Genomic DNA, 12,344 nt, shown 5'->3' with positions numbered 1-12,344 from the left:
TTCGACTCCGCTCGCTGGCGCTCGCTCCGCTCAACGAACACGGCGGGGCGGCGCTCCCTCGCTCGGCGCCCAGGGCCGGCCAGCGCCCGCCGTAGGCTGACCGGGTGACTCTCGCGCCCCGGACCGCCCGCTGGCTGGTGCCGCTCGGGCTCACGCTGCTCGCCGCCGCGCTGCGCTTCATCGGGCTGTGGCATCCGCAGGACCTGGTGTTCGACGAAACCTACTACGTCAAGGACGCGTGGACCCTGCTGCACCTCGGATACGAGGGCGCGTGGCCCGACGACGCGAACGAGAGCTTCACGTCGGGCGACACCGACGTGTACTCCACCGACGCCGCGTACGTCGTGCATCCGCCGCTGGGCAAGTGGCTGATCGCGGTCGGCATGCTGCTGTTCGGGGCCGACTCCGGCTTCGGATGGCGCTTCTCGGCCGCGCTGATCGGCACGCTGCTGGTGCCGCTCGTCTACGAGATCGCGCGGCGCCTCTCGGGCTCCATCGCGATCGGCGCGGTCGCGGGCGGCCTGCTCGCGGTCGACGGACTCGCGATCGCGCTCAGCCGGGTGAGCCTGCTCGACGGGTTCCTGGCGTTCTTCGTGACGCTCGCGTTCTGGTTCGTCCTGCTCGACCGCGATCGCACGGACGAGCGCATCCTGTCGTCCGAGGGCATCGCGGGCCCCTTGCTGTGGCGCCGCCCGTGGATCGTCGCCGCCGGGCTCGCGCTCGGCGCGGCGTGCGCCGTCAAGTGGTCGGGCCTGTACGTGCTCGCCGCGGTCGGCATCTGGATCGTCGTCCACGACGCCATCGTGCGGCACCGCGCGCGCAAGGAGGAGTGGTTCGCCGGCTCGGTGCTGCAGGGGGCGATCGCGTTCGTGCTGCTGGTCCCGGTCGCCGCCGCGGTCTACCTCGCGTCGTGGACCGGATGGCTCGTCACATCGGGCGGCTACGACCGGGCCTCGGATGCGAACCCCCTCGTCGCGCTCCTCAACTACCACTCGTCGATGTACGCGTTCCACGTGGGGCTCTCCAGCAGTCACCCCTACGCCAGCCCGGCCTGGCAGTGGCCGCTGCTGCTGCGGCCCACCGCGATGTGGCTGGCTCGCCCCGAGGCGGGCGAGGAGTGGTGCGGCTGGAGCGACGACTGCATCGGCGTGATCGGCAGCCACCCCAACCCCGTGACGTGGTACGCCGCGTGGGCGGCGGTCATCCTGGCGGTCGTGCTGCTCATCCGCCGGCGCGCGGGCGCCCTCGCGCCGGGCTTCGGCTTCGCGCTCACCGGCCTCGCGGCGACCTACCTGCCCTGGCTGCTGTACCCGTCGCGCACGATCTTCCAGTTCTATACCGTGACGATGCTGCCGTTCCTGGTCATCGCGCTGGCCCTGGCGCTCGGATGGCTGACGCGTCCGCGCGATCCCGTCACGCCGCGCGACCCGAGCCCGGCCGAGGTCGTGTCGGCCGAGGAGGTCGCGGCGGCCGAGACGCGCGCGTGGCGGGTGTTCGCGATCGCGTTCGTCGCGATCGCCGTGCTCATCGCGGTGTTCTTCCTGCCGTTGTCGACCGGCTTCCTCGAGCCATACCCGCTCTGGCAGCTCCACAACTGGCTGCCCGGCTGGGTCTAGCACGAGGCCCCGGATCCGACGTCCGGATCCGGGGCCTCGACGGCTCAGCGAGCGTCAGTTGAGCTCGAGCGGGTGGGCGCCCACGCGGCCCGAGCCGTCCAGCGGGTCCAACGCGTCGATCGCGGCGACCTCGGCGTCGGTCAACTCGAAGTCGAACACGTCGAAGTTCTCGGCCATGCGCTCCGGGCGCACCGACTTCGGGAAGACGATGAAGCCCTTCTCGAGGTGCCAGCGGATGACGACCTGCGCGGGCGTCTTGCCGTGCGCGGCGGCGGCATCGGCCACCGCCTTCTCGCCGAAGAGGTCGTACTTGCCCTGGCCCAGCGGGCCCCAGGACTCGATGAACATCCCGTGGTCGGCGGCCCACTGCGTGATCTCGCGCTGCTGGTACGCCGGGTGCAGCTCGATCTGGTTGACCGCGGGGGTCACGCCGGTCGCCTCGACGACGGCCTCGAGGTGCTCGACCAGGTGGTTCGAGACGCCGATGCTGCGCGCCTGACCGGCGTCGCGGATCTCGACGAGCTTCTGCCACGCGTTCACGAACGTGCCGCGCTCGGGGGCGGGCCAGTGCGTCAGGTACAGGTCGACGTAGTCCAGGCCCAGCTTCTCGAGGCTCTCGGCGATGGCGGCCTTCGGGTCGTCGCCGTCCTGGCGGTCGTTCCAGAGCTTGGTGGTGATGAACAGCTCGTCGCGCGGGATGCCGCTCTTGGCGATCGCGGCGCCGACGCCCTCCTCGTTCTTGTAGATCGCCGCCGTGTCGATGTGGCGGTATCCGGCCTCGAGGGCCGCGGTGACGGCCGCCTCGGCCTCGGCCGGGGGCACCAGGAAGACGCCGAAGCCCAGCTGGGGAATCTCGAAACCGGAGTTGAGGGTGATGGTGGGTACGCTCATGATCTCGAGCCTAGAAGCGCCAGAGGCCATTAGGGGCGACTGGCGACAAATCCGTCAGACGAACACGGGGTCGAGCGCCGCGACGCGGTCGAAGAGCCGGTCGAACACGCTCATCCGGTCGAACTGCAGCGCGTGGGCGCGCGCCCGCTCCTCCCACACCAGGCGCTCCTCCGTGCCCATCGCGAGCGCCCGGTCGATGCTCGCGGCGATCTGATCCGGCGCGTCGACGTCGATGACCATCGCGGTGTCGCCCACAGCCTCCCCCACGCCGCCCGTCAGGGTCGTGATCGCGGGGCCGCCGCCCGACAGCGCCTTCTCGGCGAGCGCGATGCCGAACGTCTCGATGAACTCCGGCCGCGGCTTGGTCGGCAGGACGTAGGCGGCCGATCCGGCGAACAGGAACGGCTTCTCGGCGTCGTCGACATCGGTCAGGAACCCGATGCGGTCCGCCGCGGGCGAGGCCGCCGCGATGCCGCGCAGCTCCTGCTCCTCGGGCCCGCGCCCGGCGATGATCAGCTGCTTCCCCGCCGCGGACTCGGACGCGGCGAAACCCGCGATCAGGTCCTCTACCCCCTTGGCCCGCGCCAGGCGCGACAGGTAGAACACGTAGCCGTCGCGCTCCAGACCGCGCGCCGCCAGGTGCCGATCGACCTCGGAGGGATCGAGACCCAGGAAGAGCGAGGAATCGATCGCGGGGTACGAGATCGCGATCTTCTCGGCGCAGCGCTCGGCGTAGCGGGTGCCGTGCATCCGGTCGAGCAGGCCCGCCTCCTCGACGATGAGGTCCTTCGTGTACTGCGACACCGCGACGCACACGTCGCTCGCCAGGTACGACTCCAGCACGTGCGCGGCGGCGCCGAAGCGCCCCTCGGTCACGCACTGGCGGACGACGTTGGTGACATCGGATCCGACCGCCTCGGCGATCGTCACGACGTTCACCGGCAGGCCGGTCCGGCGCGCGACCTCGACCGCGTCGGTCACGGCCGTGGTGTGCGGGCTGAGGTACAGCGACATCGCGACCGTGGGCACGCCGTCGGTGAACAGCTCGACGAGCCGTCCGACCAGGCCCTGGATGTACCGGCCGTCGACGACCTTGTAGTCGCCGACCGGCTCGGGGCGCTCGACCAGGATGCCGTCGCTGTACGGCAGCACGGTGTCGAGCGGCTTGAGCGGCAGGCCCGCGGCCTCCAGGCGCTCGATGGGCCACGTGACGATCCGCACCTCGTCGAAGCCGCGCCGCCGCGCCGCCTCCGCCAGGTTGCGGGCTTCGCCGGAGTGACCGCAGATCACGGGATCGGCACGGACGACGATGACGAGTCGGCGGGACATGTCGGCTCCTCTGCTCGGGGGCGCAGATGCGGCTCGCTGCCGCGATTCCGGGCATGGTACGCCACGGATGTGTCAGACGGATGCCCGATCCGGAAACGCGGGCACCGCTCCCCTCCCGGCGCCCTCCACCGGGTCCGTCGCCTGCGGCCGGTAGACGAACGTCACCAGCACGACCGAGATGATCATGAGCAGCAGCCACGACACCAGCTTCGAGATCGACACGATCTGCCAGCCGTCCGCCTGATCCGGGTAGATCCAGGCCCCTGCCGCCGTGCCGATGTTCTCGGCGATCCAGATGAAGAACGCCACGCCCGTGAACGCGACCAGGATCGGCATGCGGCGCCACGCCCGCGTGCGGTGGTTGCGGAAGTGCAGGGTGCAGCGCGCGTAGACGACCAGCACCAGCGCGAGCAGGACCCATGCGCTGCTCGACGGGCGTGAACGCCCGGCGGCTCTCAGACTGCTGCGACGCGGGCGACATGGCGCGATCCTAGGGCCGCCGCCGGGGAGCCGCCCGGGACTCGTAGACTGGGAGGCTATGCCCGAGGACCCGACCGCGCCCTGGCGGATCGCCTACCCGCCCGAGCTGCCCGTCAGCGCCGCGCGGGACGAGATCGCGCGCGCGATCCGGGATCACCAGGTCGTGATCGTCGCGGGCGCGACGGGATCGGGCAAGACCACGCAGCTGCCGAAGATCGCGCTCGAGCTCGGCCGGGAGCGCATCGCGCACACCCAGCCGCGGCGCCTCGCGGCGCGCACGATCGCGGAGCGCGTGGCCGAGGAGCTCGAGGTTCCGCTCGGCGGGCTCGTGGGCTACAAGGTGCGCTTCACCGACAAGGTCTCGGACTCCACGCGCATCGCGCTGATGACCGACGGCATCCTGCTTAACGAGATCCACCGCGACCGGAGGCTGTCGCGCTACGACACGATCATCGTGGACGAGGCGCACGAGCGCTCGCTCAACGTCGACTTCCTGCTCGGCTACCTCAAGCAGCTGCTCCCCCAGCGTCCGGACCTCAAGGTGATCATCACCTCGGCCACGATCGACCCGGAGTCCTTCGCGAAGCACTTCGCGGCCGCGGACGGCACGCCCGCACCGATCATCGAGGTCTCGGGGCGCACGTTCCCCGTGGAGATCCGGTACCGGCCCCTGGTGGCGGACGCCGCGGCCGAGGACGCGCCCGACGAGGGCTACGAGGTCGAGGACGAGGTGTCGGCGATCGTCGCGGCGCTGCGCGAGCTCGACCGCGAGGCGCCGGGCGACGTGCTGGTGTTCCTGCCGGGCGAGGCCGAGATCCGCGACGCGGCCGACGCCGTGCGCGGCGCGTTCCGCGACCAGCGCGCGCCCACCGAGGTGCTGCCGCTGTACGGCCGGCTGAGCGCGGCCGAGCAGCACCGCGTGTTCGAGCGGTCGACCGTCGCGGGCCTCAAGCGCCGAGTGGTGCTCGCGACCAACGTGGCCGAGACGTCTCTGACCGTGCCGGGCATCAAGTACGTGATCGACACGGGCACGGCCCGCATCTCGCGATACAGCAACCGCGCCAAGGTGCAGCGCCTGCCGATCGAGGCGATCTCGCAGGCGTCGGCGCAGCAGCGGTCCGGTCGCGCGGGCCGCACCAGCGCCGGCATCGCGATCCGGCTGTACGGCGAGGACGACTTCGCGCGCCGCCCCGAGTTCACCGAGCCCGAGATCCTGCGCACGAGCCTGGCGTCGGTCATCCTGCAGGCGCTCGCCCTGGACTTCGGCGACATCCAGGACTTCCCGTTCCTGACGCCGCCCGACTCGCGCGGCGTCAAGGCCGCCCTGGATCTGCTGGTCGAGCTCGGCGCCGTCGTGCTGACGCGGGACGGCTCGCCGCGGCTGACGCGCGTGGGCCGCGACATCGCGCGCCTGCCGATCGACCCCCGCTTCGCCCGGATGCTCGTCGAGGCGCACCGCAACGGGACCGTTCCCGAGGTGCTCGCGATCGTGTCGGGCCTGTCGATCCAGGACGTCCGCGAGCGCCCCGAAGAGCAGCGCGAGCAGGCGGATCAGGCGCACGCCCGGTTCGCGGATCCGACCAGCGACTTCCTGACGCTGCTCAACCTCTGGAACCACCTGCAGGAGAAGCAGGACGAGCTCGGCTCGAGCGCGTTCCGCCGCCTGTGCCGCGCGGAGTTCCTGAACTACGTGCGCGTGCGGGAGTGGTTCGACGTCCACCGCCAGCTCCGGGGACTGGCCTCGGGGCTGGGACCCCGCGACAGCGGGAAGCGCAACCGATCTGCGAGCGCTTCCCGGTCGTTGAGCGGAGCGAGCGCCAGCGAGCGGAGTCGAAACGGAGGAGACCAGCCGGGGCATCAGGCCGATCTGATCCACCAGGCCCTCCTCGCCGGTCTCCTGTCGCAGATCGGGTTGCTCGACGAGCGCGAGAAGTCGAAGGACCCGCGCAAGGGAGCCGAGTACCGCGGTGCGCGCGGCATCCGGTTCTCGATCTTCCCGGGTTCGGTTCTGCGCAAGCGGCGACCGAAGGCGGTCATGGCCGGCGAGCTGGTCGAGACCTCGCGGCTGTTCGCCCGGACGGTCGCGCAGATCGACCCGGCGTGGGCGGAGGCGCTCGCGGGCGACCTGGCCAAGCGGCAGGTCACCGAGCCGCACTGGTCGAAGGACGCGGGGGCCGCGGTCGCGTACGAGAAGGTCACGCTGTACGGCGTCGAGATCGTGCCGCGCCGGCGCATCCAGTTCGCGCGCGTGGACCGCGCGGCGGCGCGCGAGCTGTTCGTGCGGCACGCGCTCGTCGAGGGCGAGTGGGATCCGTCCCGCCTGCCGCAGAACGTCACGGCGTTCCTCCGCCAGAACCACGAGCTGCGCCGCCGCCTCGAGAAGCTCGAGGAGCGCGAGCGGCGCCGCGACATCCTGGCCGGCGACGAGGCGGTCTTCTCGTTCTACGACGCCCGCATCCCCGCCGACGTGTTCGACGTGCGGTCATTCGAGGCCTGGTGGCGGGACGCGCTGACGCGCACGCCGAAGCTGCTGACGATGCGCGAGTCCGACCTGGTCGAGGGCCAGGCGACGGCCGATGCGCGCGACTTCCCCACGCGGTGGACGCAGGGCGATCAGACGCTCAACCTCGCGTACCGGTTCGAGCCGGGCGCGCCGGATGACGGCGTGACGGTGGTCGTGCCGCTCGCCCTGCTGGCGTCGCTCGAGCCGGTCGGCTTCGACTGGCAGGTGCCGGGCATGCGGTCGGAGCTCATCACGGCGCTGCTGCGCGCGCTGCCCAAGGCGATCCGCCGGCACGTCGTTCCCGCGGCGGACTGGGCCGACAAGCTCGCCGCCGAGCTCGAGGGCGCGGGCCCCGAGGACCACGCCGGCCGGCCGCCGCAGACCCTGCGCGAGGCGCTCGCCCGTCGCATCCAGCGCGTCGCGAACCAGCCCGTCACCGACGCGGACTTCGAGATGGAGCGCGTGCCCGCCCACCTGACCATGTCGTTCCGCGCCGTGGACGAGCGCGGGCGTGCCCTCGGGTCGGATCGGGACCTGCGGGCGCTCCAGGAGCGGCTCGCGGGGCGCGCGCGGCAGAGCGTCGCGCGGTCGCTCGACCGGGCCTCCCAGCAGGCCGACGCGCGCAAGGCCGACCCCGCAGCCGTCGCCGCGACCGCATCGGCCCCCGTGCTGGAGCGCAAGGGCCTCACCGACTGGGCGATCGGCGATCTGCCCGAGGTGGTCGACACCAAGGTGGCCGGCGGCGTCGTGCGCGGCTATCCGGCGCTGGTCGACGAGGGCTCCTCCGTGGCGATGCGCGTCGAGGCCACGCCCGAGCGCGCCGCTTCCGAGACGCGGCGCGGCGTGCGGCGGCTCCTGCTGCTGCAGGTGCCCTCCCCGACTTCGTACGTGCAGGAGCACCTCACCGCGAACGAGAAGCTCGCGCTGGCCGCCTCGCCGTACCCGTCCGCCAAGGCGCTGATCGAGGACTGCCGCGCCGCCGTCGCCGACGCCGTGATAGACCGCGCAGGCGCGCTCCCCCGCACCCGCGCGGCGTTCGACGCGCTCCGCGCCGAGGCCACGCGCGGATCCGTGGACGACGTGTTCGCGTGCGTGTCGCTCGTCGCCCGCATCCTGACCGCCGCGCGCGAGGTGGAGCGCGGTCTCAAGAAGTCGAACTCGATGGCCCTCCTCGGTCCGCTCGGGGACATCCGCGGTCAGCTCGCGGGCCTCATCCACCCGGGCTTCGTCTCGGCGACCGGGCTCGCGCGCCTGCAGCACCTGCCCCGCTACCTCGAGGGCGCGCGACTGCGCCTCGAGGCGCTGCCCGACAACCCGGGGCGCGACCGCGCCTGGATGACGGAGCTCGAGCGCGCGACGGCCGCCTTCGCCGAGGCCGGCGGCACGATCCCGCTTCCCGCCGAGACGCCCGAGCGCCTCGTGCGCGTGCGCTGGATGCTCGAGGAGCTGCGCGTGGGCCTGTTCGCACAGCGCCTCGGCACCGCCGAGCAGGTCTCGGTGCAGCGCATCCAGAAGGCCCTGCGCGGCTGAGATCCGACGCCGCCGGGCCGAAACGGGGGCGAAACGCCGCCGATTTAGAATGGAGCATCCCCTCGCACTCGCACCGCCGCCCGCACACCCGCGCGGCATCGATAGGAGCATGATGTCCTCGACTCTCCCCGCACGTCCGATCGCCGCGGCCGCCGCTCTCGCCCTCTCGGGCCTGCTGCTCGCGGGCTGCGCCGGCGGCGCCTCGACCGAGTCGGAGGCGCCCGAGACCGCGGTCAGCGCAGACGAGGAGCTGCACGCGATGCTGCCCGCCGACGTGCAGGAGTCGGGCTCCGTCGTGGTCGGGACCGAGGCCGGCTACGCCCCGTACGAGTACATGGACACGGACGGATCGACGATCATCGGCCTCGACATCGACCTGCTCGACGCCGTCACGGCTCGCCTGGGCATCGAGTACACGCTCGAGAACGTCGCGTTCGACACGCTGCTCCCGTCGCTCGACGCCGAGCGCTTCGACCTCGTCGTCGCCGGCATGACCGACACGGTCGAGCGCCAGGCGAACTACGACTTCGTCGACTACTTCATGGCGGACCAGGCGATCATCGTGGCGGCCGGCAACCCGGAGGGCATCGGCACGCTCGCCGATCTGTGCGGCCACCCGGTCTCGGTGCTGGTCGACTCGACGCAGCAGGGCATCCTCGAGGCGCAGAGCGCCGAGTGCGACGAGCCGATCGAGATCCTCACCCAGCCGACCGACTCGGACGCGCTGCTGCAGGTGCAGCAGGGCCGCACGGTCGCGATGCTGACGCAGGAGGCGACCGGTCGCTACAACGCCGCGCAGATCGGCGGCGGACAGGCGTTCGAGGTCGCCAACACGGAGTCGATCGACCCGTCGCCGCTGGGCTACGTCTTCAAGAAGGGCGACGACGAGCTGGTGGCGGCGTTCCAGGCCGGCCTGCAGTCGCTGGTCGACGACGGCACCTACGGCGAGATCCTCGCGTCGTACGAGCTCGAGTCGTCGGGCCTCGACGAGATCACCGTCAACGGCGCGGACGAGTGACCTCCGCCGGCCCCCTGAGCTCCGACGCCCGCGCGGCCGCCGGGGCGCGCGTCGTCCCGGTGCGGCACTGGGGCCAGTGGGTCGTGGTCGCCATCCTGGTGGCGCTCGCGGTCAAGCTGGTCGCCGACATCGCCGCGCACAGCGCGGTGCGCTGGGATGTCGTGTTCTCGCGCTTCGGCGCGCAGGCGGTGCTCGAGGGCCTCGGCATGACCGTGGTGCTGACGATCGTCAGCATGGTGCTCGGCGCCGCGCTCGGCGTCGGCATCGCGATCATGCGCCTGTCGAGCAACCGCCTGCTGGCCGCCTTCGCGTTCGGGTTCGTGTGGCTGTTCCGCGGCACGCCGCTGCTCGTGCAGGTGCTGATCTGGTTCAACCTGTCGCTCTTCCTGCCGCGCATCGATCTCGGCTTCACGACGGTCGAGACGAACGCGATAATCCAGCCCTTCACCGCGGCGATCCTGGCGCTCGCGCTCAACGAGGCCGCGTACATGGCCGAGATCGTCCGCGGCGGCATCCTGTCGGTCGACAAGGGCCAGGCGGAGGCCGCCGGCGCGCTCGGCATGACGCCCGGCCAGACCATGCGCCGCATCGTGCTGCCGCAGGCCATGCGGTCGATCCTGCCGCCGACGGGCAACGAGCTGGTCACGCTGCTGAAGGAGACGTCGCTGGTCTCGATCATCGGCGCCGGCGACCTGCTGTTCCGCTCGCGCCAGATGGGCACCGGGGACTTCACGCAGATGGAGATGTTCCTCGTCGCGAGCGCGTGGTACCTCATCCTGACGAGCGTGGCGAGCGTGATCCAGGCGGTCATCGAGCGCCGCTTCGACAAGGACCGGGCGCCGTCGGGCCTGCTCGCCCGGCTGCTCCCGCTCCGCGGCGAGCGCAAGGAGGTGGCGGCATGACGTCGGACGCGCTGGTGACCATCCAGGACGTCGAGAAGTCGTACGGCCACAACGAGGTGCTCAAGGGCGTCAGCCTCGAGGTGCGCGCGGGCGAGGTCGTGGGCATCCTGGGCCCGTCCGGCTCGGGCAAGTCCACGCTGCTGCGCTGCATCAACCACCTCGAGGAGGTCGACCGCGGCGAGATCCGCGTCGACGGCGTCCTGGTCGGCTACCGCGAGCACCGCGGCCGCCTGTACGAGCTGCGCGCCCGCGAGGTCGCCGAGCGGCGCCAGGACATCGGCATGGTGTTCCAGCGGTTCAACCTGTTCGGGCACATGACCGTGCTGGAGAACGTGATCGAGGCCCCGCTGCGCGTGCGGCGGCGCCCCCGCGCCGAGGTGCGCGCGGAGGCCATGGAGCTGCTCGACAGCGTGGGCCTCGCGCACCGCGCCGACGCGTACCCGTCGCAGCTTTCCGGCGGGCAGCAGCAGCGCGTGGCGATCGCCCGCGCCCTGGCCATGAAGCCCAAGGTCATGCTGTTCGACGAGCCGACGAGCGCGCTCGACCCGGAGCTGGTCGGCGAGGTGCTGGGCGTCATGCGCCGCCTGGCCGACGAGGGCATGACGATGATCGTCGTCACGCACGAGATCGGCTTCGCGCGCGAGGTCTGCGACCGCGTGGTCTTCATGGCCGACGGCGTCGTGGTCGAGCAGGGCCCGCCTGCGCAGGTGATCGACGCCCCGCAGCACGAGCGCACCCGGACGTTCCTGGCCCGGATGTCCCGCTGACGCGAGCGATGGCGGGCCGCCGCGCGCGGCCCGCCATCTGTAGCGTGACGCCCGCCTGTGGCGCCAGCTGCCACTTCCATTCGTGCGACGCCGAGTCGCCGAACGTGTCGCGGATCGCGACGATCGTGTCGACGTCGCCGCGGTCGGCCATGTCGACGACGGCCTCGCGGGTCGCCGTCTGGACCCCCACGTTGCCGGCGCCGTCGACGCCACGACACCGTGCCCGCGTCGCCGCCCACGCCCCACTGGAGCTTGTGGTTCGGCTCGCGGAACGACGCGGTGTGCAGCAGCATGCCCGCCGTGCCGGGCGCGGCCCACGCCGAGCGCAGCGCGTCGATGCCGGCGTCGAAGCTCCCCGTGATGCCCGGCACCGAGATCATGTTGGTGTAGTCGAGGTAGTCCAGGCCCTCCTGGAACCACCCGCCGTCGGTGTGCGCGGCGTCGAGGTGCTGGCGCAGCTGGTCGATGATCCGGCCCATGCGCGCGTCGCGGAAGCCGTACGTGCCCTCGCCGCGCAGGGCGAGGTGCTGGGCGAGCTCGGCGCCGCGGATCACGGCGACCCAGTTGCTCGCCTTGTCGGGCCCGACGACGTTCGGGTGCTTGACCGACTCGAAGAACACGCCGCGGGCTTCAGCCAGCTCAGCGCGATGTCCCCCGACGCGGTCTTGGACGTCATGAGCTCCATGGCGGCGGACGAGGCGTGCACGATCACGTCGTCGTACAGCGCGGTCGCCTTGACCTGGTCATTGAAGACATGCACGCGGATCTTCGTGGAGTCGGCCGGCACGACGAACGCGCCGCGCGTGCGCTCCCAGCTGTTGGTGGGCACGTTCGTCCCGAAGAAGAACGTCCCCTTGGATCCGTCGAGCACGTCGATCCGGAAGCCGGCCTTGCCGCCGCCGCTGATCGCGTCGATCTTGGACGCGAAGTCGACCACGTACGTGCCGCCGCCCGCGGGCAGCGTGATGTCCTGCGTGAGCGCGAGACGGCTCGTCGTGGTGTCGGTCGTGATCGACACGGCGTTGTTGCCCGGCGAGGTCGGTGAACGCGCCGTTGATCTCGATGTCGACGTCGTCGAGGCGCATGGCGCCCTTCATGTAGTCGACCATCGGCTCGATGCGCACGTTGGTGGCTCCCGCCGGCACCTTCAGGCGCGTGGCCACCTCGTGCCAGCCGCTCGCCGCGTCGAGGCCGAAGAACTGGGCGGGCGAGCCGGTGAACGTCACGCGCACGCCGGCCTAGGTGTACTGCCCAGCCAGGTTGTTTGAGATCCGGCTGATGGGCGGGAGCTTCCCGATCGCGGTGTGG

9 protein-coding genes are annotated in these 12,344 nt (G+C 71.7%); 6 read left to right on the top strand and 3 right to left on the bottom strand.

All coding sequences use genetic code 11. The features are described 5' to 3' along the window. The first annotated feature begins 104 nt into the window (after positions 1-104). On the top strand, positions 105-1,616 hold the full coding sequence (locus ACYVGN_RS00045) for a dolichyl-phosphate-mannose--protein mannosyltransferase (RefSeq protein WP_460787979.1): 1,512 nt from the start codon (positions 105-107) through the stop codon (positions 1,614-1,616). Positions 1,617-1,670: 54 nt separating this feature from the next. Here the strand turns inward: ACYVGN_RS00045 and ACYVGN_RS00040 are convergent, their stop codons facing one another. The 3 genes from ACYVGN_RS00040 to ACYVGN_RS00030 form a co-directional block, all read right to left on the bottom strand. Beyond that, a complete protein-coding gene (locus tag ACYVGN_RS00040) occupies positions 1,671-2,507 on the bottom strand; it encodes an aldo/keto reductase (RefSeq protein WP_460787978.1) in 837 nt (278 codons plus the stop codon). A gap of 54 nt (positions 2,508-2,561) precedes the next feature. Then, positions 2,562-3,836, bottom strand: coding sequence for a glycosyltransferase (locus tag ACYVGN_RS00035; protein ID WP_460787976.1), 1,275 nt, complete (start codon positions 3,834-3,836; stop codon positions 2,562-2,564). Positions 3,837-3,908: 72 nt separating this feature from the next. After that, positions 3,909-4,250 carry a DUF817 family protein gene (locus tag ACYVGN_RS00030; RefSeq protein WP_460788308.1) on the bottom strand — a complete coding sequence of 114 codons (342 nt, stop codon included), beginning with the start codon at positions 4,248-4,250 and terminating at the stop codon, positions 3,909-3,911. Positions 4,251-4,374: 124 nt separating this feature from the next. On the opposite strand from ACYVGN_RS00030, the gene hrpA reads away from it, so the two are divergent. The 5 genes from hrpA to ACYVGN_RS00005 all read left to right on the top strand — a co-directional run bounded on the left by hrpA (position 4,375) and on the right by ACYVGN_RS00005 (position 12,304). Beyond that, on the top strand, positions 4,375-8,349 hold the full coding sequence (gene hrpA, locus ACYVGN_RS00025) for an ATP-dependent RNA helicase HrpA (protein WP_460787975.1): 3,975 nt from the start codon (positions 4,375-4,377) through the stop codon (positions 8,347-8,349). 112 nt (positions 8,350-8,461) lie between these two features. Continuing rightward, positions 8,462-9,367: an ABC transporter substrate-binding protein gene (locus tag ACYVGN_RS00020; RefSeq protein ID WP_460787973.1), complete on the top strand. Its 906-nt coding sequence runs from the start codon at positions 8,462-8,464 to the stop codon at positions 9,365-9,367. Then, positions 9,364-10,269 carry an amino acid ABC transporter permease gene (locus tag ACYVGN_RS00015; protein ID WP_460787971.1) on the top strand — a complete coding sequence of 302 codons (906 nt, stop codon included), beginning with the start codon at positions 9,364-9,366 and terminating at the stop codon, positions 10,267-10,269. The genes ACYVGN_RS00020 and ACYVGN_RS00015 overlap by 4 nt, the downstream gene beginning before the upstream one ends. Then, positions 10,266-11,036, top strand: a complete 771-nt coding sequence (locus ACYVGN_RS00010; protein WP_134746565.1) for an amino acid ABC transporter ATP-binding protein — start codon at positions 10,266-10,268, stop codon at positions 11,034-11,036. The genes ACYVGN_RS00015 and ACYVGN_RS00010 overlap by 4 nt, the downstream gene beginning before the upstream one ends. 431 nt (positions 11,037-11,467) lie before the next feature. Beyond that, positions 11,468-12,304 carry a hypothetical protein gene (locus ACYVGN_RS00005; protein WP_460787970.1) on the top strand — a complete coding sequence of 279 codons (837 nt, stop codon included), beginning with the start codon at positions 11,468-11,470 and terminating at the stop codon, positions 12,302-12,304. Positions 12,305-12,344 lie beyond the last annotated feature (40 nt).

The organism is Microbacterium lacusdiani (assembly GCF_054779895.1).
The sequence above is the reverse complement of the archived record's forward strand: the minus strand, read 5'-3'. Positions and strand labels throughout refer to the sequence as shown.